This is a genomic window from Clostridium zhoujianii, from assembly GCF_051590805.1.
In the GTDB taxonomy this organism is placed as follows: Bacteria; Bacillota; Clostridia; order Clostridiales; family Clostridiaceae; genus Clostridium.
Window position 1 is genome coordinate 1839355 of record NZ_JBPUTF010000001.1, and the last position, 25041, is coordinate 1864395.

The window sequence follows — 25041 nt, forward strand, 5'->3', positions numbered from 1 at the left end:
TATAAATTATGAATTTATGTCAATAGATACGTATGAAATATTGATTTATTTTATGAATATTCGATAATATTATTCATTAACTATTCATTATTATACATCCCATCTTCAATAAATTCTCTTATAAATTTCATATCATTAGAATAACTAATAGCAACCATTAATTTTATCCTTGCTTTCTGTCCCTGCATTGTATCTCCAAATATCACACCCATATTTCTTATATCCTTACCACCACCAATATATCCATAAGAGTCAAATACTCTTCCTTCAAAACACCTTGATACAATAATAACAGGAATATTCTTATCTACTGCTCTCTTCACTCCTTCCACCATTAATGGCGGAATATTTCCTCTTCCTAGTGCTTCAATAACTATTCCTCTATATTCCTTTGATATTGCAAAATCCACAAAATCAGAATTCATACCTGCAGCACATTTTATTAAAGCTACATCACCTTTTAATTCATCTATTTCTAAATGCTTTCTTTTAGGACATTTTCTATAAAATATAACCTTGTTATTATCTACTATGCCGATAGGTCCAAAATTAGGTGTTCTAAATGCATTAAGAGCCATTGAGTTTCCCTTTGTAACTTCTCTAGCACTATTTAATTCACCATTAAAACATACAAGAACCCCTCTCCCTTTTGCTTCATCTGATATTGCAGTACATATTGATGTGGCAAGATTAAAAGGCCCATCATAACCAAGCTCAGAACTACTTCTCATTGCTCCAGTAATTACTATAGGCTTTTCAGTATTTAGTGTTAAATCTAACATGTATGCAGTCTCCTCTAACGTATCTGTACCATGTGTAATTACTACACCATCAATGTCATCTCTATTTATTATTTTTTTAACCAATAAAGAAAGTTCAAACATTATTTCTGGTGTCATATGTGGTGAAGGTAAGCTTGAAAAATTATAACTTACTATTTCTGCATACCCTTCTATGCCTGTAACCATTGACATTATCTCCTCACCAGTTAATGACGGCACAGCTGCCTTTATTCTTTCATCTACTTTCATTGATATTGTTCCACCATTAAATATTACCGCTACTTTTTTCATTTGTTTTCCTCCATATAAATTTATTCTATATTCTTCGTACTTTTTCTATAAATATCCTATAAAGAAAAAACTCTTGGTATATACCAAAAGTCTATATATTTATATATTAAAGTTTTTGGCAGGTCGGCGTATCCTGCATCTCTTTTACTGATTTACAGCGTATGAGGAGCCTTTGCTCACCTCAAAAACCATCAACACTCTATATTATAATTCCCTAGCCTTAATCTTTCAATAAATAATAATTATTTCCTATTAATTTTCTCTTCGTAAATTATCAATCTACCATTAAATAACCTGCTATTAATTTTACTTTTTGTTATTGGATATAGAGTAGCAACATAAATATACTCTTCCTCTAAATCAACTTCCAATCCTAAAAGTAACATATTATCAATTTTTTTCACAAACTCTATAGCTCCCAGCTTTCCTCTCCTTCTATCTATTCCAATATAATCTGGATATTCAATTATGTCTTCTATAACTTTTAATAAATTTTCTTTTACCTTTTTTGTGAGTTGTTTGCCATGGTGCTTCTTAATATGATTAATCACACCTGGTGAGGCATATACATAACCATCAAATTCAAATCCCAACCGTTCTGCTACAGAAGTATTTATTTGCCCAACTTTTCTATAAGCTTTGTAATAACCCTTCATACCGCCATCACCATGCCTTTTATTCCATTATATTACGCCACTTTAAATACTACTACTACTATATTATATTCAATTATATAATTTATAGATAATATTTCTCAGGAAATATTTTACATTGCATTCTCTCTTTTTAATAATTATTTACTATTTACCATTATAAATATAGTGATAGAATATACTTATAAAACTTTTATGATTGGGGATAGAAAAATGGATAATAACAAAGAAATAAATTGGGAAGAACTTGGATTTGATTACATCAAAACTGACTATCGTTACATATCTACATGGAAAGATGGACATTGGGATGAAGGAATCCTATCAGAAGATAATATGCTTAAAATTAGCGAAGCCTCTACATCACTGCATTATGGTCAACAATGTTTTGAAGGCTTGAAGGCTTATAGGACCAAAGATGGTAGTATTCAATTATTTAGAGTTGATAAAAACGCTTCAAGGATGAATGATTCCTGTAGAAAACTCTTAATGCCTGAAATACCAGAAGATAAATTTATTAATGCTTGCATGCAAGTTGTAAAAGCAAATGAAAGATTTGTACCACCCTATGGTACTGGAGGAACTCTATACATAAGACCATTTATGATAGGTGTAGGTAATAATATTGGAGTCAAACCTGCTCCTGAATATATATTCTGTGTTTTTTGCGTTCCAGTAGGACCATACTTTAAAGGTGGATTAACTCCTGTTAACTTTATGATTTCTGATTTTGATCGTGCTGCACCTTTTGGAACAGGCCAACAAAAAGTCGGTGGAAATTATGCTGCTTCTATGCAACCTCATCTAATAGCCTCCGAAAAGGGATTTGCTGATTGTATTTATTTAGATCCTGCAACACACACTAAAATTGAAGAAGTAGGTGCTGCTAACTTCTTTGGTATCACTCATGATAATAAATTTTTGACTCCTATTTCGCCATCAATTCTTCCAAGTATAACGAAGTACTCTCTTTTAGAGCTTGCTAAAGATTACTTAAATCTTGAAGTTGTTGAAGGTGATGTCTTCATAGATAAACTTGATATATTTAAAGAAGCCGGAGCTTGCGGTACAGCTGCTGTAATAACTCCAATTGGTGGTATAGAATACAAAAATAAATTACATGTTTTCTATAGCGAAACTGAAGTTGGCCCACTAACTAAAAAGTTATATGATACTTTAGTTGGTATCCAATTTGGGGATATTAAAGGTCCAGATGGTTGGATTAGCAAAGTAAAGTAATTTAAAAAGACTCATAGAATTTCTATGAGTCCTTTTAAGTTTTCTATAAGATAATACAAATCAAACCGCCATTACCTTCATTAATTATTTTTTGAAGGGTTCTCTGAATCTTAACCTGCACATCTTCTGGCATTTTATATAATTTATTTTGAAGTCCTTCCTTTACCAATACCTCAAGTGACTTACCAAACATATTACTTTGCCATAAACTTGTAGGATCAGTCTCAAACTGTTCAAGTAGTGCTTTTACTAATTCTTCTGATTCTTTCTCTGATCCCATAATAGGACTAATTTCAGTCTTTATATCTGCCTTAATTAAATGTAATGAAGGAGCACTAGCCTTTAACTTAACTCCAAACTTATTGCCTTGTTTAACTATTTCAGGCTCTTCAAATTTCATTTCTGTAAGTTGAGGTGCTACAAGACCATAACCAGTCTCTTTTACCTCTTCTAGTGCATCTTTTACTTTATCATATTCCTTCCTTGCATAATTCAATTCTTTAATCAAGGATAATAAATCACTCTCTGATGCTACATCTAAATCGCAAATTTCACTTAAAACCTTATAGAATACTCCATCCTCAGGTTTCATTAATATTCTACCTGTACCTATTCCTAGGTCCATTTCGACTAAAAGAGAAGTTCCTAAGTACTCATTATTCTTCATATTATCTATGGAGATTTTAATATCTTTTACTTTTGATATGTCCTTGCTCATATCCTTAATTATGTTGAAGAAGTCCCTTTTAAGCCAATGATTAGGCTCAAGTTTTTCTAGCCATTCCGGCATATCTATATTTATTTCTTTTACTGGAAATTCTTTAAGTACATGTCTAAATATATCCTCAATATCATCCTCGTTCATATTATATACATCTAGAATTTGAACTGTAACCCTATACTTTTCTTCCATCTCCTTCTTCAATGCCTTTGTTTCAGGAGCATTTGGTTTTGAACTATTAAGTACAACAATAAAAGGTTTATCTATAGACTGAAGCTCATTAATAACTCTTTCCTCAGCCTCTACATACTCATCCCTATCAATTCCTGTAATAGTTCCATCAGTAGCTATTACTAAACCAATTGTTGAATGGTCTGTAATTACCTTCCTTGTTCCTATTTCTGCTGCATCTTCAAATGGTATCTCATAATCATACCAAGGAGTATGAACCATTTTTGCTTCTTCGCCATCAAGATATCCTAATGCGCCTTTCACGATATATCCAACACAGTCTACCATACGGACTTTAAACTTTATTTCATCATCAAGACTTATCTCAACAGCTTCATTCGGTACAAACTTAGGTTCAGTTGTATGAATACTTTTACCTGATCCACTTTGAGGCAGCTCATCCTTAGCTCTTTCTTTTTTATAATTATTATCAATCTTTGGTATAACCATTAAGTCCATAAACTTCTTTATAAATGTTGACTTACCTGTTCTTACAGGGCCTACCACTCCGACGTATATGTCCCCTTGGGTTCTTTCAGCTATATCTCTGTATATATTGAAGCTGTCCAAGTTATGACCTCCTAAATTATTTTTAACAGTATATATATATTCACTACTCATTAAAGATATACTACTTTTTTTACTACTCTTTAATTTCTATACTGTTCTCTATATATAGTATGTTTTACATCTGAAAAAATGTATATTATAAAATAAATCTAATATTTTCCTTTTCTGTAGCAAATATATATTCTATATGATAGAATTATAATAAGATATCATTTACATCGATTAATTTTATAAAGAGGGATGATTATGGAGAAGAAGGATATTATCAAATCACTTATTAGATTTTTTACTATTGCAAGTAGTCCTTGCTTAGTTTTCGACACACACAATAATGAAGGCATGCAAAAGCTATCATTAAAAGTATTAATGAAAGAAGTACAAGCACCTTTAAATATTAGCTTTATTTCACCTTCAGATGAATTCTTTAATGAAATTTTCCCTAATTTAAAAGACAATGTAAAAACTGGTGTTAAATATACACTAGGTACACATAAGATATCTTTTTATAAATTGGAGAAAACAATCCTTAAGAAACCACCTGAAGGAAGTGAAGTCCTTTTCTTCTATCCTTGCGACGATATGAAAGAAAAGGATATTATTAAAATGACAGATAATTGTAAAACTCTTAAAAAAGTTATTTTTATTGGAAAAAGTATTCCTGCTCCTTATAAAGGCTTACGAAAGTATAACCCTATATTCATTTCACTTAAGCCATCTGATGAAACTGCTTATTATGAATCTATGAAGCAAAAATTATTTGACATAAAATAAAAAAACACGGAATACCGTGTTTTTTAACTTTACCATACTTCACTTTTTTTATCTCTCTCCATAAGTTCAGTAACAGCTTTCTTCGGATCCTTACCAAGAAAAAGCACTTTGTACAAAACATCTGTAATGGGCATAGATACACCTATCTTCTCTTTTAGTTCATAAAAGGCTTTGCAAGCTTTTACTCCCTCAACAACCATTCCTATTTCACTAATAGCTTCCTCTGTGGTTCTCCCTTTTCCAATTAAAATTCCAGCTCTTCTATTTCTAGAATGCATAGATGTACAAGTAACAATTAAATCACCCATACCAGTTAAACCATAAAAGGTTTCTGCTTTACCGCCAAGAGCTATTCCAACTCTTGATATTTCCTTCATACCTCTAGTCATAATTGCTGCTTTTGTGTTATCACCATACCCAATACCATCAGCAACTCCTGCAGCTAAGGCAATTATATTCTTAACTGCTCCACCAATTTCAACTCCAACAATATCATCATTAGTATATACTCTTAAACTAGATGTCATAAATAAATCTTGAACCTTCTTAGCACAATTCATATCTTTAGAAGTTACTACTAAAGTTGTTGGTAATTCTACTGCTACTTCTTCTGCATGACTAGGACCTGAAATAACAACCACAGGATTAGATAACTCTTCTTCTATTACAACTGACAATCGTTCGTCAGTACCTTCTTCAATTCCTTTTGCAATAGATATTATAATTGTATCCTTACCTATTTTTTCTTTTATCTTTTTTGCCATATCCCTTATTATATGAGATGGAACAGCTATAACCACATATTCTACTGAGTCTACAGCATCATCGATGCTCAAACAAGCCTTAATATTATCTGGAATAACCAAGTCCTTGATATACTTACTATTTCTTCTATTATTATTAATGTCATTTACAACATTCTTATCTCTGTTATATATAGTAATATCATTTCCCTTCTTAGCTAAAAGCACAGCCAAGGCTGTACCAAAGCTACCTCCTCCAATAAAGGCTATTTTACTCATTACTTATCCTTCCTCTCCCTATATTCTATCTCAATACCAGTACCCTTAAAATCAAAACTATCTCTTAGTTGATTTTCTAAATATCTCTCATAAGAGAAATGTCTTGCCTGTTGATCATTTACGAAGAATACGAACTTAGGTGGCTTAGTAGCAACCTGTGTCGCATAATATATCTTTAATCTCTTTAGTGCAATAACAGGTGGTTCTTTCATTAATATAGCTTTACTTATTACATCATTTAATATTCCTGTTGATACTCTCTTATTGTAATTATCATAGCATTTTTTCGCTACTTCTAATACCTTATGAACTCTTTGACCAGTTAATGCTGATATAAATAAATACTCTGCATATGATAAGAATTTTAGATTTTGCTGAAGATCCTTTTTAAAGTTCTCCATTGTCTTACCATCTTTATCAATAAGATCCCATTTGTTAACAATAACCATAATAGCTTTTCTCATCTCATGAGCATGACCTATTATTTTTTCATCTTGCTCTGTTATACCTTCAGTAGCATCTATCATTAAAATACATACATCTGCTCTTTCAATAGCAGCAAGTGTTCTAATAACACTATATCTTTCTATCTCTTCTTTAACTTTACTCTTTCTTCTAAGACCAGCTGTATCAATAAGGGTAAATCTTCCTAAATCAGTTTCTAAATGACTATCTATAGCATCCCTTGTAGTACCTGGTACGTTTGAAACTATAACTCTCTCTTCCCCTAATAACTTATTTATTAAAGAAGACTTTCCTACATTCGGCTTACCTAACATTGCTATCTTTATGTTATCCTCATCCTCATCCTCAGCATCCATTCTGTCAAAATGCTCTACTACTCTATCTAACATATCACCAAGGGCTAACCCTTGAGTTGCTGATATTGTAATTGGATCTCCTATACCTAAGTTGTAGAATTCCCATGCATTATCTTCTTCTTTTAAAGAATCAACCTTATTTACTACTAATACAACAGGTTTCTTACTCTTTCTTAACATATTTGCAACTTCTTCATCTGCTGGTGTTACCCCTTCTTTACCATCAACGATAAATACTATAACATCAGCTGTTTCTATTGCTATATTTGCTTGTCTTCTCATCTGTTTTACTATAATATCATCTCTTTCAGGCTCTATTCCTCCTGTATCTATCATAGTAAAATTATAGTTTAACCATTCTGCTTCTGCATATACTCTATCTCTAGTTACCCCCGGAGTATCTTGTACTATGGATATTCTTTTTCCTGCTAATCTATTAAACAATGTTGATTTACCTACATTAGGTCTCCCAACCATTGCAACTATTGGTTTTCCCATTATTATTCTTCCTCCCTGTTATAAGTATTTATTAATGATATTAAATCTTCCCCTGTATAATCACACACTATCACTTTTACATCTAATTCTCTTTCAATATCTTCGATTGTCAAGTCATCTAACATTATACTTTCTTGTGGTGCTAGTTCATAGCCTCTTCTAAACATATTATCAGCCATTATAAGGTATGGTGTTCTTATCTTTCCCTTTAATTGTTCGATAATATCAGTACCTGTTAGTAATCCATTAACAGTTATTGTTTCACCAAAGAAATTATTTATTATTTTAAATACATCTATTTGTATATTAGGATTCTTATTAACTATATTATCCGCTGCCCTTTTAATTTCATTAAAAGCTAAAGTACCAGTAACCATAGTATAGCTACCCTTAGACTTTAAATCTAGATTCATTAACTCTCTCTCAATTGTATTTCTAAAGCATCTAGTAACACCTACACCGTCTTCTATTTGTTGGAACTCTGCATAGAACTCTTCAGAAGGAATTTCTTCTTCCGCAACAATATAGAATTCATCTGATAATCTTACAAATGGTTCATTAACTTCTTTGTAAAATTTCACTTGTAGTTCATTTATCATATCTATTGTCTTTTTAGAACTTTCTTTATCAAAAATATTTAACTTTTCTAATCCCTCTCTAAACTTAGTTATACCAATTGGAACTATAGCAACATTATTTACATAAGGGTATAATGGATATAAATCATTTATTGTTTTTATAAGCTCTTCTCCATCATTTATACCCGGTATACAAACAATTTGCGCATGCATTTTAATCCCTGCATTGGCAAGCTTAGTCATCCTTTCTAAAATGTTCCCAGAAAATCTATTCTTAAGCATTTTCACTCTAAGTTCTGGATTAGTTGTGTGTACTGAAATATTTATAGGACTTATTTTATATCTAATTATCCTATCAATATCTTCATCCTTCATATTAGTTAATGTTACAAAATTGCCTTGCAAAAATGATAACCTTGAATCATCATCTTTAAAATACAAGGTATTTCTCATTCCCTTTGGTAGTTGATCTATAAAGCAAAATACGCACTTATTACTGCAACTCTTAGCTTTATCCATAATACCGCCACCAAATTCGATACCTAACTCTTCTCCATAGTCTTTTTCTATTTCTATATCCCATAATTCGCCATTCACTTTTTCAATTTGAACCACGATTTCTTCATCTGCTGCAAGGAATCTATAATCTATTATATCATCAATTATATTATCGTTTATTGAAATTAACACATCGTTAACTTCTATTCCTACCTCTTCTGCGATGCTACCGGGAAGCACTTCTTTTATTACATTTTTCATACTTTCACTTCCTATTCCGCAAGTTTTCTATCATATGCTATATTACATTAATAATAAATCTAAGTCAATTATATTGGCATATTAATGGAAGATTTAACGAAATATCTACTAAACACTCCAACTAAATTGATAATATTTACATAAAGAAGGCAAAATAGCCTTTAACTACTTTGCCTTTTAAAAATTATTTTTCTTTAAACTGATTTAGCTTTTCAACTAAATTTTCATTTAATTCAACTATTTCAACTGATAATTCATCTACTGAATTTGTTACTGCTAATTGTTCTTCAGTATATGATGTGATTTCCTCAGTAGAAGCAGAAGTTTCCTCTATACCTGCTGCTAAACTTTGCATGGAGTTAGATATATTTGTTTTCTTTTCAACCATAGTATTATTTAATTCACTTGCGTTTCTTACTAATTCATTCAAGGATATAACTCCTTCAAATATATCAACAAAGGATTTTTCTGTTTCCTTAACATTGTCATCTTGACTAGTTATTACCCCTGTTACAGTCTCAATACTATCTACTGTATCTTTAATCTTATTTTGCATTCCTGAAATTATTCTCTGTATATTTGAAGTAGCATTTTGTGATTGTTCTGCTAGTTTTCTAATTTCATCTGCAACAACTGCAAAGCCTCTACCATTTTCACCTACTCTTGCCGCTTCAATAGCTGCATTTAATGCAAGTAAATTGGTTTGTTCTGATATCTCATTTATTAATGTAATTATATTTTCTATTTCTTTAGAACTTTGACTTACGTTGTTAACACTATTATTAATCTCTTGTGTAGCCTCCATAGTATTTTTAGATCCTACTACAAGGTTATTTACTGTACTTAAGCCAAGTTTTGATAACTCCTCTAATTTACCACATGAGGATTTCATTGATAATAACGAACTTGATACATTCTCAATTGCGTTTGATAAATCTTCTGTCTCATGCACAACTAAATCTGTATCTCTTGCTTGTTCATTTGATACTGCCGCTATCTGCTGCATTGTTGATGAAATTTGATTAGAGGAATTCTTTAATTCTTCAAAAGATTTATTAAGCTCCTCATTTTTTTCTGTTAATGATTCCATTGCACCCTTTGTATCAGATATTATTTCTGAGAAATCATCTAACATTTTATTGTAGGATTTTGCTATTTGTGAAAGTTCATCTGAACTTTCATCAACTTCAACCTTACTCATTAAGTCTCCACTTCCTGCACCTTCCATTGCCTTTATTAATCTTCTAAGCCTTTCTACTATTCTATTAATTACTATGCATACAGCTATAACACTAATAACAAGTATTATCACAGCAATTATTATTTGTATTATTGTTATTTTTTGACTTACATTTTTATGTTCATTTTCATTAATAAGACTTATCATCTTCCAATCAGTTCTTGGGACATCGTCAGCCTTATAATAATATGTACTACCATTAATCTTTATTTTTCCTTCTAAAGGTCCTTTAGTCTTTGAAATTGATATAACCTCATTATTATCATACTTTGAGTGAACCCTACTCATATCAGCTTTATCTGATAATACTGTACCATCACTAGTTAATAATAATGAATATCCAGTTTTACTAAACTCTCTTTCCGAAAAATATGTTGATATATCACTAAAGTTAATGTTCATTCCAATAACACCAACTGGAGTATCACCATTTTTTACAGTTTTATAAATAGATAATGCTATATTACCTGATAGCTTGTCCTCATATGGTCCAACCCATAAGGTATCAACTTTTAGAGCCTTTTCATACACATCATCAGGTATTACGCCTGATAATCCCTTACTTGAATAATCAATTGCTGGAGTACTTAAATTAATATCTCCAGATCTAAATACTGTACTCATTATTACATCAGTAGCACCTTTTAAGCCATCAAGTATCCTGCTACTACTAGTAAACTCATTTTCCTGCACTCCGGCTTGGAATATTCCTGTTTTACTCATGGTATCCATCCTATACTCTATTCCCCAGAAATATTCATCTAATGAAGTTAGAGCTGCATTAAATCCATTATTAAGATCAGTTTTTATTACTGTATTGCCAAAATCATCAATGTTCTTTATTCCTACAAAACTAATAGCAAGTTGGCCTATGATTATTAATGGTATCAATAAACATAGAACTTTCGTTCGTAAAGATTTCATACTATTTGTCACTATAGATTTTCTTTCTTTTACATTTTTCATCTTAAAGTCACTCCTCTATTCTGATTGCCAATTTAACACAATAAAAATGTAATAATTGTATTTTTGTTAACTTTATTTTAACATATTTTTTTCAATTTTTTAATTTAATCTTTGTTTTTAATTCAAATTTTTTAACTTTATTGAATTTCGTATTTTTGAGTATAAAAAAACAACCTCATATTTTATGAAAAGTTGTCTTCTTAAACATTTTATTCATTTAAATCTACATAGGTTCCCTTTTGCGAAAATATAGTCCACTCACATATATTAGTAACATGATCTCCAATTCTCTCTAAGTATTTACTAACAAAAAGTAATTGTGCACTTTTATTGGTTTTACTCTCATCTAATTTAATAGTTTTAAGAATATTGTTAAATATTGTTTTATATAATTCATCTATTTCATCATCCATCTTACAAATTTCATAGGCCTTATCTATATCCCTATTAACATATGCATCAATAGATAAATCTATCATTTTCCTAACCTTTTCCTCCATGTCCCAAAGAGGGAGAGATTCATCTGAAAAAGTTCCTGAGTTACCATTAATTTTTTTTGTTATCTTACATATATCTACTGCATGATCAGCCATTCTTTCTAAATCTGTAACAATTTTTGACCCTGTAAAAACATTTCGTAGATCCTTTGCCAAAGGCTGCTCTGTTGCTATAAACTTAATGCATTCTTCTTCAATCACCTTTTGTAAATTATCTACCTTATCGTCATCCCTAATTATATCATCAGCAGCTTTAATATCATGATTCTTCAAAGCCAGCATACTCCCATAAATTTGTTTCTCTACTAAACTTGCCATTAGTAACAACTGACGATTAATTTCTTTAATTCTTAGTTTTTGTGATGTTCTTGTCATTATACCACCTCACCTAAATTTTTACCCAAATCTTCCTGTTATATAATCCTCTGTTCTTTTATCACGAGGTTTATAGAAAATATCCTCTGTCTTTCCAAATTCAATAACTTCACCATTTAAAAAGAAAGCTGTTTTATCTGCAATTCTCCCGGCCTGCTGCATATTATGAGTTACAATAATAACAGTATATTTCTTTTTCAATTCATCCATCAACTCTTCTACCTTACTCGTAGAAATTGGATCTAAAGCCGAAGTTGGTTCATCCATTAATATTACCTCAGGAGAAACAGCTAAAGTTCTTGCAATACATAATCTTTGTTGTTGTCCACCTGATAATCCTAAAGCACTCTTTTTAAGCCTATCTTTAGTTTCATCCCACAAAGCAGCACCTTTTAAACTTCTCTCTACTATTTCATCTAATCTCTTTTTATCTTTAATTCCATGAATCTTAGGACCATATGCGATATTATCATATATAGACATTGGGAATGGGTTGGCCTTTTGGAATACCATCCCAACCCTTTTTCTTAAGGCTATTTCGTCATAATCTGCATATATATTTTTACCTTCGAATAAAACATCACCTGTTACTTTAACAGATTCTATCAGATCATTCATTCTATTAATTGTCCGTAAAAAAGTTGACTTACCACAACCTGATGGTCCAATTAATGCTGTAACCTCATTTTCATTTATGCTTAAATTTATATTCTTCAAAGCATGATTTACCCCATAATATAAGTTTAAATCTTTTGTTTCTATAATAGCCATATAATATACCTCCTACTTACCACTATAAGACTTCAATAATCTGTTTCCTAATAATCTTGCTACTAAATTAAATAATAAAACTGCAATTATAAGTACTGCTGCCGTTCCGTTTGCTATTGCCGCTGCGTCTGGAACAATCCCCTCAGAGTTCAACTTCCATATGTGAACTGCTAATGTTTCTGCTGGTCTAAATAGTGAAAAAGCTGACTGATTTCCAGTAATACTAATATTATTAAAGTTTAAACTTCCTGAGCTTAATCCAGCTGTATAAAGGAATGCTGCTGCTTCTCCAAAAATCCTTCCAGATGCCAATATAATTCCAGTTAGGATCTCACCCATTGCTGTTGGCAAAGTTAATTTAGCTATAGTTTGCCACTTACTGGCTCCTAGCCCCAGCGAAGCTTCCTTAACTCTTTTACTAGCTATTTTTATAGCATTTTCTGATATTCTTGTCATTGAGGGTATATTTAGTATACTAACAGATAATGCACCTGCTAATATTGAATATCCCCAACCTGCCATATTTACAAATACAAGCAATCCAAACATTCCGATTACTATAGAAGGTAATGATGACATAGTCTCAAGGGAAAGTCTTATGAATCTTAATAAAGGACCCTCTTTAGCATACTCTGCTAAGTAAATTCCTGCACCAATTCCAATGGGTACAGTAATAACTAATGACACTATAAGCATATAAAAGGAGTTAAATAATTGTGGTCCTATACCGCCGCCAGCTGATGTTACCTTAGGTGTTCCAAATAGAAAGCTCGGCTTTAACATTACTATTCCCTGATATAGAATATATGCTATGAAAGCTCCCAAAAGGAATACCACAAAGAAACTCATTATGTAAATTATTGTAGTTGCAATTTTATCAGCTCTTTTTGCATTCACTAAATTTCACTCCTTTTTTCTATCCTTCTAATTAATAATATGAATAGGAAGGAAATTATCAATAATATAAGTGCCATACTCCATAAAGCATCATTCCATGGAGTTCCTCCAACTGTATTTGCCATGTCCATTGTAAGAATACTTGTTAAGGTTGCAGTGGATGATAAAAATCCATCAGGTATCTTAACAGCATTCCCTATAACCATTTGCACTGCCAATGCTTCTCCAAAAGCTCTTGCAATTCCTAACACCACTCCTGTTAATATTCCACTTTTAGCTCCTGGTATAATAACATTTTTTATAGTTTGCCACCTAGTTGCTCCTAGCCCATATGATGCTTCGATGTGTTCTCTTGGAATACTTTTGATAGCATCTATTGATAATGTAGCTATAGTTGGAAGTATCATAAGGGACAGAACAAGAATTCCTGCTAAAAGTGAGAATCCCATCCCCCCTACATTATTTTTAATAAAAGGAACTAATACAGATACCCCAACCCAACCATATACAACAGATGGTATTCCAACTAATATTTCTAAGGCCGGTTTTATTAACTTGTTCCCTAATCCCTTTGATATTACATTTACAAACACTCCTAGTGCTATAGCAACAGGTGCACTTAAGACTACTGCACCCATTGATATAAATGTTGATCCTAATATGAAAGCCAAAGCTCCAAAGGAGGCTGGTGTTTCACTTGGTTTCCAGTTGTTGGTGAATAAAAATTCAACTAGATTGAAATTACCCTTTACAAAGGTTTGTATTCCCTTCTGAGCAATGAATAGGATGATAGATACAGTGACTACTATAATTAGTAATCCACATAAATTCGCAAATGCCTTCCCTATATATTCATTTAATAACCTCTCTTTAAAACTTCTTTTTTCCATATTAATTCATCATTCCTTAACTTTATTTATTTTACTTTCATATCACTTCCAGATATAAAACCAAGTTTTTCTACTGTTTCTTTGTTATCATCACTCATTATATAATCAATAAACATCTTTGATAGTCCAGTTGCATCACCTTTAGTGTACATATGACCCCATGACCAGAATGGATATTTACCAGTAGTTACATTTTCTTTTTCAGGAGAAATACCGTCTATAGAAATTGTACTTAGCTTTTCCTTTGCTTCATCTGAACTCATATACGAAAGAGCAATGTAGCTTATAGCGCCATCATTTTGCTTCATAGCTGTTAATACAGCGCCATTTGAATCTTGTGTTGCACCTAATGAATCATTCTCTAAAGATTTATCTCCATCTAACAATGTTTTTACAAAAGTAGCTCTTGTTCCTGAAGATGCTGGTCTATGAATTAAGAATATCTCCTTATCAGGTCCGCCAACTTCTTTCCAATTTTTTATCTTTCCTGAGAATATGTCTTTGATTTGTTGCTTAGTTAAGTTACTAACTCCAAGTTTTTTATCAACTACTACTCCAAATCCTTGTGCTACAACTTGATGATCAACTAATTCCTTAGCTTTATCCTCATCTAGTTTTTCATTAGCAAATATATCTGAATTACCTATATTAACTCCACCTTCTAATACTTGAGTAAGACCTGTACCAGATCCTCCTGCTTGAGCATTTATCTCGTAGCCTGAATTCTTAGCTTTAAATCCTTCTATTGATGTTTCCATTAAAGGTAGTAATGCTGACGATCCACTTATAGATATTGATTTTTCTGTTGTTGAATCATCATTATTCCCTCCACATCCTACTAATGCTCCCCCAATCACAGTAACTAGTAAAGCACTAACTATAAATTTTAAATTTCTTTTTTTCATAATTAAATCTCCCCTCCAAAATAATTTGTTTACTAGGATTTATCTTATACTTATATATTAGTTTCTATAAGTTAACCTATTATTATACCTTTGTTAATTAATATTAGGTAAATGTTAAATACATTTAACATTTCTTTGAGAATATTCTATTTCCTCATACTAATTTGCATAAAAAAAATAAGAAGTACATACTCTGTTGTACTTCTTATTCCTTCTATTATATATGTTTAATTTTTACAGAAAAGACCGTGCCTTCTCCAAGCTTACTTTTAACATCTATTTCACCATTAAATGTCTTAACAATATGCTTAACAATTGCTAACCCTAATCCAGTTCCACCGCTTTTTCTTGCTTTATCTACCCTATAGAATCTTTCAAATATTCTAGGAATATCTTCCTTTGGTATTCCTATACCATTATCTTCTATCTTTAAATAATAATATTCACCTTCAATATAGCTTACTATTCTAACATAGGAACCTGGATTTGAATACTTGACCCCATTTTCCACTAAATTTAATACTAATTGTAAAAACCTATCTTTATCCCCGTACAATAAGTCATCATTTCTCTGATCAAGTATCAATGAAATATTCTTAGATTCAGCAAATCTTTTCACCATACTCATTACATCATCTATAACTGCATTTGGTAAAAACTCATCTTCATCACCTAATATATCACTTTCTATTTTTGATAAAACTAATATATCATTAATTAATCTACTAAGCCTCTCAGATTCTTTATTAATTATATCTAGGAACTTTTTCCTTGTCTCTTCATCTTCAACATACTTTAATGTTTCTGCAAAACCTTTTATTGATGTTAGTGGTGTTTTAAGTTCATGAGATACATTAGCAACAAACTGACTCCTCATATTTTCTAATCTTTTTATATCAGATATATCTTGAACTGCTATAACCTTACCTATCCTTTCAAGACCATCAATTATAGAAGCTTTCTTTATTCTAAGCTCTCTCTCAACTGGATGCAGCAATTTAATCTCTTTTTCAACATCATCTTCTTCATTTAAAAAATTATTTATATCATAATCCTTAATATAGTCTGAAATATTCTCACCAGTTATATCTCTTCTAATACCAAATATTCTTTTTGCATATGGATTTATTGTAATAACCTTGTCTTCTCCATTAACTGCAATAACGCCACTTTCCATACTTCTTAAAATAGATTCCAATCTATTCTGTTTGTCTAACACTTCCCTTATCTTTCCTTGAAGCTGATCTGCCATATTATTAAAAGTACGTCCTAATGAACCAATCTCATCATTAGTTGATGTTTTAACTCTAATGTGTAAATCTCCCTTCGATATCCTAGTAGTTACATTTTCTAAATCCTTTAAAGGTTCAATTATTGTCCTAACCAGCTTTAATGATAGAGATATTGAAAAAATAATTACTACAAACATAATTCCTATGCAATACTTTATATTGTCTACATTAAAAAACTTAATTGTCTCAAAGGGTATTGATGATCTTAAAATATTTCCATCATCAAGTTTAATAGCATAATAAACTAATTTCTCATTTGTTGTCTTACTTATTCTAGTTGAATAACCTTCACCATTTTTTATGGCGTCTTGGATTTCAGGTCTCCCTAAATGATTGTCTAAATCATCTCCTATACTATCATAAATAACATGTCCATCACTTGCTATTACTGTACACCTTACATTAACATTATTTATTTTATAGTTCTTAATTACCTTTTCGTTATTATAATCTAATTGAAGTATATAATTGTTAAAATTTTTTAGGGAATCCTTAATTTTGTTCATCTCTTGAATATTTGATAGGGCCACAAAAAATGAAGTTACTATGGTTAATGCAAAAATCACAGTAATTATTACTGATGTTAAAATTTTTTTCTTCATTTTATTTCCCTGGGTTAAATCTATACCCGACCCCTCTTATAGTTTCAATAAACTTAGGATTCTTGTCATCCTCTTCTATCTTCTTTCTCAGATACCTTATATGAACATCTACTGTTCTTGTTTCTCCAATGTATTCATAGCCCCATACCTTATCTAATAAGGTTTCTCTTTGAAGTATTTTACCTTTATTCCTTATAAGGATCTCAAGAAGCTCAAATTCTTTTAACGTAATATCAATTTTCTCGCCATTAATAATTACTTCATGCCTCTCAAAGTCCACTTTCAGTATACCACTTTCATAGCTTTCTCCCTCAGTCTCATCATTACCTGAGCTTCTTCTAAGTACAGCCTTAACTCGTGCTAAAAGCTCTCTTATAGAGAAAGGCTTTGTCATATAATCATCTGCTCCTAATTCTAATCCAAGTACCTTATCTAATTCTTCTCCCTTTGCAGTAAGCATAATTATTGCAGCTTTTGAAGTATCCTTGTTTCTTTTAATTTCTTTACAAACATCAAAACCATCCATGCCAGGTAACATTAAATCTAATAATACCAAATCTGGCTTTATTTCTTTTGCTACTTTCAAAGCATCAAGTCCATTATTAGCTGTAAATATTCTATATCCTACATTTCCTAAGTTAAATTTTAGCAACTCAATAATATGTTCTTCATCATCAACTATTAATACTTTTTCATCAGCCATTGCCACTCCCCCTACTTTAGGATTACAAATGAAAATAATCTTCCATATGATCCTTCTGATTTTCTATATGAATGTAACTTAATATCTTCAGAACAATATGTGCATAATGACAGTGAATTAATATTATCATCTTTAATTCCTACCTCTTTAAGATTATCAATTATGCATTCTTCCATACTCAAGTTCCTTCCATTAAATAGTATGTTTTCATCTATATTTTTCTCATTAATAAATTTACTTTTCAACTCTTCTGAAACCTCATAGCAACACTGCCTTATATGACCTCCAATATAAGCTTTGATATCAGATGATTGACTTCCATAAACATTTTGCATCTTTTCAATAGTCTTTTTAGTTATGGAATTAAAAGTACCTTTCCATCCACTATGAATTGCAGCAGCTACACCCTTAGCTTCATCTACTAAAATCACTGGAACACAATCAGCTGTAAATACACCAATTGCAATATTTTTAATATTAGTAATTAAAGAATCTCCTTCTTCTTCTATGAATTCTTCCCTATTATCTCCTTTAAAGATCAGTACTCTATCTGAGTGAACTTGCCTTAAATATATAATATCCTCTACATTAAACTCTTCTTTAATACTCTCAATAGTTCTAATACCATCCTCTGTATGCCTATTAAAATTCCTTCCTTTTTCTGCAGTCGAGAAAACTAATTTTTCATTTTCCCCATCAATTACAAGGTAATCTTTATATTTACTTAATGAACCAACATTTAGTTTATTCATAGTACCTCCTTAGAATCTATCTAGATTTATTTTAACATTATATAATATTATTATCTATTTTCATACAATTAATTAACCAAAGTTTAACTTACATTTATAAAAAAAAGAATCAGAAATCAAAGACTTCTAACTCTAAATACTCCCTAAAATATTAACTTTGATGTGTCATTAAGTTCTTAATTTCCTTCATAAAAGTATTGATATCTTTAAATTGTCTATAGACTGAGGCAAACCTAACATAAGAGACTTCATCTACATCTTTTAATCTATCCATTATCATCTCGCCTATATATTCACTCTGTACCTCTGTCAACATCCTGTTTGAAATTGTTTTTTCTATATCGTCAGCTATATCTTCGATTTGCCTTCTAGAAATAGGTCTTTTTTGGCAAGCAATAATTAATCCATTAATTATTTTTTCTTTATTAAATGTCTCTCTTGTGGAGTCTCTTTTAACAACTAAAATCGGAATATCTTCAATCTTTTCATAAGTTGTATACCTTTTGCTGCATCTTAAGCATTCTCTTCTTCTTCTTATTGTTGTATTATCATCTGTAGATCTTGAATCTACAACTTTACTTTCTTCATAGGAACAAAAAGGACATCTCACAATACCATCCACCTTTCGTCTTTCGCTCTGTATTTTCTTATAAGCTTATTATACATACTTATATATGTTTTATCTAGTGCTATCCATAAATATTATCACTACTTGTCCCCTCAAAATCAACTAGTAATACATCCATCCCCACTTTAATAATATTTTCCCAAGGCACTTCAATATCCTCTGTTTTAGAAAACCACCCTTTAGCTTCTCCAGGAATAATTATAGATAAAATCTTATGCTCTTCGCAATCTATTTTAATATCCTTTATAAATCCTATCTTGGTACCAGAATTAACCTCTATAACTTCCATTGTTCTCATAGCATTTATTGAATGTAAATTTTCTTCCATAATCCTCACTCCTTTTCTTCTTACTAATTATATGCATTATGTAGCTAAATATAACTTCTATAAAGTAATTAATAGACGTTAGGAAACCCTAACGTCTATTTTATACATGCTTTCGCATATGCTTTAATGCAGTTTTTTCCAATCTCGAAACCTGAGCTTGTGATATACCTATCTCCTCTGCAACTTCCATCTGCGTTCTCCCATTAAAGAATCTAAGATTAAGTATAAGCTTTTCCCTATCACTTAGTTTTTTCATAGCTTCTTTTATTGAAATGTTTTCAAGCCAACTTTCATCTGTATTTTTGCTATCACTAACTTGATCCATAACAAAAATTGCATCTCCACCATCATGATATATGGGCTCATATAATGATACTGGATCCTGTATTGCATCTAATGCAAACACTACATCTTCTCTTGGTATGTTTAACTCTTTAGATATTTGTGAAATTGTTGGCTCCTTATTATTTTCTTTAACTAATCTATCACGAACAACTAAAGCTTTATATGCAATATCTCTTAATGACCTACTTACCCTAATAGAATTATTATCCCGTAAGTATCTTCTAATTTCTCCTATTATCATTGGTACTGCATATGTAGAGAATTTCACATTTTGACCTAAATCAAAATTATCTATTGCCTTCATAAGCCCAATACAGCCTACTTGAAATAAATCATCAACATTTTCTCCTCTATTATTAAACCTCTGTATAACACTTAAAACCAATCTTAAATTTCCTTTAATAAAAGTTTCCCTAGCAGTATCATCCCCTTCTTGCATCTGAATAAGTAATGCCCTCTTCTCCTTTTCCTTTAATACGGGGAGTTTTGAAGTATTTACTCCACATATTTCAACTTTATTAATGATCACTATCATCAACCCCTTCGGAAGTAATTACGACTGCATTAAACATTATCTCCGCTAGAGGAAACTTTTATACTAAAGACAAACTATATCATTCTACTTATTTCTTTTTTTAGTCTATTAATTATCTTTTTCTCAAGTCTTGAAATATATGATTGTGATATCCCAAGCATGTCGGCTACTTCTTTCTGGGTTTTCTCCCTTGTTCCATTAAGCCCAAATCTAAGCTTTACAATTTCTTTTTCTCTTTCATTTAAATTCTTAAGTGCCATAAATAAAAGTTGCTTATCTACTTCATCTTCTATAAGATTGTATACTGTATCGTTTTCTGTCCCTAATATATCTGATAATAGTAGTTCATTTCCATCCCAATCTATATTTAGTGGTTCATAAAAGGAAATTTCAGCTTTTATTTTACTATTTCTTCTAAGATACATTAAGATTTCATTTTCTATACACCTTGAAGCGTATGTAGCAAGCTTAATCTTCTTCTCTGGATTAAATGTATTTACAGCTTTTATTAACCCTATGGTGCCTACAGAAATTAAATCTTCTATATTCACGCCAGTATTCTCAAACTTTCTTGCAATATATACTACTAATCTTAAATTTCTTTCAATTAATATACTTCTTATTTTTTCATCACCATTTAGTAAATTTCCAACCAATGCTTCTTCTTCCTCTTTTGTTAATGGTGGTGGTAATGCATCATTACCCCCTACATAGTGAAGTTTCCTAGTTAAAAACTTAAACCTCTGTACTATTCTGTTTAAAATAAGATCTAATTTAATCATAATATCCTCCTCTATATAACTCCTCTTGATAACAAAGCATTATATTCTTTATCCCTACTTAACACCTCACTACATGGGCAAATTATAGCATCTACTTCCTGCCACTCTTCACCTTCTCTTCGGATACGAACCATGTCACATTTAAAACCTTTTAATTTACCTGAATATCCTATAGCGCTATATGGTATATAGTAAGTTTCATCTTCTTTGTAATCAGTAACAAAATTTTCTTCCACAAGAATACAGGGGATATTAGTTATCGGTTCTCTTAATTCATTTCCTGTATCTAAAAAACCTCTAATAATATACTTTATATTATCTATTGATACTTCTATATCATAGATAAAATTTGTAATCAATGCCCTTTCTCTAAAGTAACTTATAACTCTTTCACATATTACGTATAAAATCATTATTGCTATTACTAAATACTTTAATGAATATTTAATAATAGTCACCCCACCACTAAATGTATAGGAATTTTGCCATAGAGAGAATCCAAAACATAATCCGCTTAAAGTTAAGGAGCTTAATATATATACGCCTGTACCCTTTAATAGCATATGAATTTTATAACTCCTTAAAGATATAAATATCATAAAAAAGGCTACAGTTAGCTGAAAAGGTAGTAATGTAAATGCTCTTAAATTTGGAAAAACCATTACCACTGTATATAAGGCCCCAACTAATGCCGATATAATTCTTTTCCTCGTGCATACTTTAACCCTCATTACTTGAAATGTTATTGAAAGTAAAAATATATCTACTATAAAATTCTCTATTATAAGTATATCCAAATATATTTCCATACTAATTACTCCCCTCCCTTCATATCAATTATAATCCTAGACAAGACTAAAATTTTGTCACTTTAACTTACTAATAGAACTTTTTTTAAAGTTCATTTTTTACATTAATGAACAAAATAATCTAATATTAAAGTAAATATAACCTCTAAAGATTTTAATAAAAAAAGCTTAGTCAATTTCTTGACTAAGCTCATATTAACTACTTATATATTTATTTTTTAGTTCTTCTTAAAAATACTGGAATATCTAAATCATCTTCATCAGTATATCTTCTTGATGTTACTTCCTCTTTTTCAGCTTCAACTGTTACAGCTGCTTCCTTTACAGTTTGAGTTACAGCTGGTTGTTGCTTAACTTCAACTTTCTTTTCTTCAACAGAAGAAATACTATGTTCTGCTTCAAATCCTGTAGCTATTACAGTTATTCTGATCTCATCATTTAAAGTCTCATCAATTACTGCTCCAAAGATTATATTAGCATCTGGATCTGCTGATTCTCTTACTACATCAGCTGCTTCATATACTTCTAAAGCTCCTAAGTCTGCACCACCTGTAAAGTTTAATATAACTCCAGTAGCTCCTTCAATTGATGTTTCTAACAGTGGCGATGCTATCGCTTGTCTAACTGCATCAGACGCTCTGCTATCACCTTTTCCATATCCAACTCCCATGTGAGCTAATCCTTTATCAAGCATAACAGCCTTTATATCAGCAAAGTCGGCATTAACTACACCAGGAATTGTAATAAGATCTGATATAGCCTGAACCCCTTGTCTTAACACATCATCAGCTAACTTAAATGAATCAAGAAGGGTCGTCTTCTTATCAGCCATTCTTAATAATCTTTCATTTGGAATTATTACTAAAGTATCAACTTTCTCTTTTAGGCTTGCAATACCCATTTCGGCATGTCTCATTCTTCTCTTTCCTTCAAATGGGAAAGGTTTAGTAACAACACCTACTGTTAGTATATCAAGTGATTTAGCTACTTCAGCAACCACTGGTGCAGCACCTGTTCCAGTACCTCCACCCATTCCTGCCGTAATGAATACCATATTAGCACCCTTAATAGCAGCAGTTATCTCTTCCCTGCTTTCTTCTGCAGCTTTTTGACCTATTTCAGGATTTGCTCCTGCACCAAGACCTTTAGTAAGTTTTTCACCAATTTGTATTTTTTGATTTGCATGTGAAAGCATTAATGCTTGCTTATCTGTATTTATAGCAATAAACTCAACATTCTTTAAACCTTCAACTATCATTCTATTAACGGCATTACTTCCTCCGCCACCACAACCTATAACTTTTATATTAGTTAATTCTTGCATATCTACTTCAAAATCTAACAAAATAATTCCTCCCTTTAGAAAATATCCTCTAGAAAACTTCTAAACTTTCCAAGTATTCCTTCTCGTTCTTTTTTCTCGTTTAATATTTCTCTAACTACTTCGTTTTCAATCTTTTTTTCTATTTCAACTTCTGTTGAATCTTCATATACTAATTTTAACCTATCATATACTTCCTTAACAATAGCTAAAGAAGTTACATTGGCCGGATTTTGCATCCCTAAGTAATCTTTTGTAACTACTGTAGTTTTTTTATGGATCTGCTCCCTCGCTACACTGCTTACATTTTCAAAGTATGCTATACCATCGCCATATATAATTATACTACAAATTCCATCAAAAAAGGAAGTGTTTTTTAACTCAATATTTACATATTTTAATAGTTCCTCTATCCTTGCCTTTGCAACTTCATAAAATAAAGTTCTTGATACCTTTGTTGTTCCAACGTCAATTATATCTTCATCTGCATTTTCATTAAACAAAGTCTCATAGTTACTACTATATATAGTTTTTAGCTTTTCTGCTTCCCCCATTGAAAATTTACCACATATTGATAAATCTTTAGTTATATTATTACCGCCAATTGGTAGTGAGTATATGTACTTAATTATACCATTCCTAAATATAGCAATGTCTGAAGTTCCTCCACCAATATCAACAAGAGCTTTTATCCCCATTGCACTTTTTCCATTAAGAAATATTTCCTTACCAGTTATTATGTTAACTATAAATCCTTTAAGATTATATCCACATCCACTTATGACCTCTCTAAATTTATCTAATTCCTTTGTCGGACCCAGTATTACTGTTAAATTTAAAGTTAATGTATTTCCCTTCCAGCCAATAATACTTTCATTAATCACCTTTTCATCCAAGGAATAAAAATTTATTAGTATATCAACAATTTCTTCCCCATCAGCTATAGTAACATTCCTACGTCCTCTTTCAATAGCTCTTCTAATATCTTTTGCTCTTACTTTACCTTCAGTCAGATTAATATTTGCTGATATTTCTGTAATCCGTAGATTCCTTGAAGATATTCCAGCATATATATCTGTAATTTTCTCATTAGTACTTGTCTCAAGCTTTGTGATTACAGATTTAAGTGATTCCATACACTTAATCTTATCTTTTACCAATCCTTTTTCCATTCCTTTTTCCGTAGCATAAGCAGTTCCAAGAATATCTATATCCTCATCACCACATCTACCTAAGGAAGCAGAAATCTTTTTGCTACCAAAGTCAATTGATGCCACTAAAACTTCTTCCATTTATTCTGTCTTCCCTCCTCTGCAGTAAACTATATTATTCTTATTCAACACAATCATAGAATTTCCTTTTTTAATTTTAATTTTAAAGTAAATTTCTCTAATGTATATTGTACCAACAATATATTTTTTTGGAATTAATAAAAGAGGGAAGTACTTACTTCCCTCACAAATTTTT

General features: G+C 31.0%; 24 protein-coding genes. 2 read left to right on the forward strand and 22 right to left on the reverse strand.

Translation table 11 applies throughout. The features are described 5' to 3' along the window. Positions 1–80 precede the first annotated feature (80 nt). The gene (locus ACSYT2_RS08600; RefSeq protein ID WP_430854816.1) at positions 81–1073 is read right to left on the reverse strand and encodes an asparaginase; all 993 of its coding nucleotides are present in this window, start codon (positions 1071–1073) and stop codon (positions 81–83) included. A gap of 242 nt (positions 1074–1315) precedes the next feature. Further along, positions 1316–1729, reverse strand: a complete 414-nt coding sequence (locus tag ACSYT2_RS08605; RefSeq protein ID WP_430854817.1) for a PBECR3 domain-containing polyvalent protein — start codon at positions 1727–1729, stop codon at positions 1316–1318. Between the two features lie 210 nt (positions 1730–1939). Between ACSYT2_RS08605 and ACSYT2_RS08610 the strand changes: the two genes are divergently transcribed. Further along, positions 1940–2965, forward strand: a complete 1026-nt coding sequence (locus tag ACSYT2_RS08610; RefSeq protein WP_430854818.1) for a branched-chain amino acid aminotransferase — start codon at positions 1940–1942, stop codon at positions 2963–2965. Positions 2966–3008: 43 nt separating this feature from the next. Here the strand turns inward: ACSYT2_RS08610 and spoIVA are convergent, their stop codons facing one another. Continuing rightward, positions 3009–4487, reverse strand: coding sequence for a stage IV sporulation protein A (gene spoIVA / locus ACSYT2_RS08615; protein ID WP_430854819.1), 1479 nt, complete (start codon positions 4485–4487; stop codon positions 3009–3011). A 246-nt stretch (positions 4488–4733) separates the two neighbouring features. On the opposite strand from spoIVA, the gene ACSYT2_RS08620 reads away from it, so the two are divergent. Continuing rightward, positions 4734–5258, forward strand: coding sequence for a hypothetical protein (locus ACSYT2_RS08620; RefSeq protein WP_430854820.1), 525 nt, complete (start codon positions 4734–4736; stop codon positions 5256–5258). Positions 5259–5287: 29 nt separating this feature from the next. On the opposite strand, the gene ACSYT2_RS08625 is transcribed toward ACSYT2_RS08620, so the two are convergent. From ACSYT2_RS08625 to ACSYT2_RS08715, 19 genes are all read right to left on the reverse strand, one after another. Continuing rightward, positions 5288–6280: an NAD(P)H-dependent glycerol-3-phosphate dehydrogenase gene (locus tag ACSYT2_RS08625; RefSeq protein WP_430854821.1), complete on the reverse strand. Its 993-nt coding sequence runs from the start codon at positions 6278–6280 to the stop codon at positions 5288–5290. Further along, positions 6280–7599, reverse strand: a complete 1320-nt coding sequence (der, locus tag ACSYT2_RS08630; RefSeq protein ID WP_430854822.1) for a ribosome biogenesis GTPase Der — start codon at positions 7597–7599, stop codon at positions 6280–6282. Before der ends, ACSYT2_RS08625 begins: the two co-directional genes overlap by 1 nt. A gap of 2 nt (positions 7600–7601) precedes the next feature. Continuing rightward, positions 7602–8936: a DUF512 domain-containing protein gene (locus tag ACSYT2_RS08635; RefSeq protein ID WP_438384538.1), complete on the reverse strand. Its 1335-nt coding sequence runs from the start codon at positions 8934–8936 to the stop codon at positions 7602–7604. A gap of 184 nt (positions 8937–9120) precedes the next feature. Then, the gene (locus ACSYT2_RS08640) at positions 9121–11142 is read right to left on the reverse strand and encodes a methyl-accepting chemotaxis protein (RefSeq protein ID WP_438384539.1); all 2022 of its coding nucleotides are present in this window, start codon (positions 11140–11142) and stop codon (positions 9121–9123) included. 209 nt (positions 11143–11351) lie between these two features. Beyond that, a complete protein-coding gene (gene phoU, locus ACSYT2_RS08645; RefSeq protein ID WP_430854825.1) occupies positions 11352–12014 on the reverse strand; it encodes a phosphate signaling complex protein PhoU in 663 nt (220 codons plus the stop codon). A gap of 21 nt (positions 12015–12035) precedes the next feature. Further along, positions 12036–12785 carry a phosphate ABC transporter ATP-binding protein PstB gene (pstB, locus tag ACSYT2_RS08650; RefSeq protein ID WP_430854826.1) on the reverse strand — a complete coding sequence of 250 codons (750 nt, stop codon included), beginning with the start codon at positions 12783–12785 and terminating at the stop codon, positions 12036–12038. A 12-nt stretch (positions 12786–12797) separates the two neighbouring features. After that, the gene (pstA, locus tag ACSYT2_RS08655) at positions 12798–13682 is read right to left on the reverse strand and encodes a phosphate ABC transporter permease PstA (protein WP_430854827.1); all 885 of its coding nucleotides are present in this window, start codon (positions 13680–13682) and stop codon (positions 12798–12800) included. Further along, positions 13682–14572, reverse strand: a complete 891-nt coding sequence (pstC, locus tag ACSYT2_RS08660) for a phosphate ABC transporter permease subunit PstC (RefSeq protein ID WP_430854828.1) — start codon at positions 14570–14572, stop codon at positions 13682–13684. Before pstC ends, pstA begins: the two co-directional genes overlap by 1 nt. A 26-nt stretch (positions 14573–14598) precedes the next feature. Then, a complete protein-coding gene (locus ACSYT2_RS08665; protein WP_430854829.1) occupies positions 14599–15477 on the reverse strand; it encodes a phosphate ABC transporter substrate-binding protein in 879 nt (292 codons plus the stop codon). A 217-nt stretch (positions 15478–15694) separates the two neighbouring features. Beyond that, a complete protein-coding gene (locus tag ACSYT2_RS08670) occupies positions 15695–17371 on the reverse strand; it encodes a HAMP domain-containing sensor histidine kinase (RefSeq protein WP_430854830.1) in 1677 nt (558 codons plus the stop codon). A gap of 1 nt (position 17372) precedes the next feature. Next, on the reverse strand, positions 17373–18074 hold the full coding sequence (locus ACSYT2_RS08675) for a winged helix-turn-helix domain-containing protein (protein ID WP_430854831.1): 702 nt from the start codon (positions 18072–18074) through the stop codon (positions 17373–17375). A gap of 11 nt (positions 18075–18085) precedes the next feature. Then, positions 18086–18826, reverse strand: coding sequence for a peptidoglycan editing factor PgeF (pgeF, locus tag ACSYT2_RS08680; protein WP_430854832.1), 741 nt, complete (start codon positions 18824–18826; stop codon positions 18086–18088). 151 nt (positions 18827–18977) lie between these two features. Next, positions 18978–19436, reverse strand: a complete 459-nt coding sequence (nrdR, locus tag ACSYT2_RS08685) for a transcriptional regulator NrdR (RefSeq protein WP_430854833.1) — start codon at positions 19434–19436, stop codon at positions 18978–18980. 79 nt (positions 19437–19515) lie between these two features. Then, positions 19516–19782, reverse strand: a complete 267-nt coding sequence (locus ACSYT2_RS08690) for a YlmC/YmxH family sporulation protein (protein ID WP_430854834.1) — start codon at positions 19780–19782, stop codon at positions 19516–19518. Between the two features lie 100 nt (positions 19783–19882). After that, positions 19883–20656: an RNA polymerase sporulation sigma factor SigG gene (gene sigG / locus ACSYT2_RS08695; RefSeq protein WP_430854835.1), complete on the reverse strand. Its 774-nt coding sequence runs from the start codon at positions 20654–20656 to the stop codon at positions 19883–19885. An 80-nt stretch (positions 20657–20736) separates the two neighbouring features. Further along, complete coding sequence (gene sigE / locus ACSYT2_RS08700) at positions 20737–21444, reverse strand: RNA polymerase sporulation sigma factor SigE (protein ID WP_430854836.1); 708 nt, start codon at positions 21442–21444, stop codon at positions 20737–20739. Positions 21445–21455: 11 nt separating this feature from the next. Next, positions 21456–22253, reverse strand: coding sequence for a sigma-E processing peptidase SpoIIGA (locus ACSYT2_RS08705; protein ID WP_430854837.1), 798 nt, complete (start codon positions 22251–22253; stop codon positions 21456–21458). Positions 22254–22464: 211 nt separating this feature from the next. Beyond that, positions 22465–23598 (reverse strand): cell division protein FtsZ, encoded by a 1134-nt coding sequence (gene ftsZ / locus ACSYT2_RS08710; protein WP_430854838.1) that lies wholly within the window; start codon positions 23596–23598, stop codon positions 22465–22467. Positions 23599–23612: 14 nt separating this feature from the next. Then, complete coding sequence (locus tag ACSYT2_RS08715) at positions 23613–24866, reverse strand: cell division FtsA domain-containing protein (protein WP_438384540.1); 1254 nt, start codon at positions 24864–24866, stop codon at positions 23613–23615. Between the last annotated feature and the right edge of the window lie 175 nt (positions 24867–25041).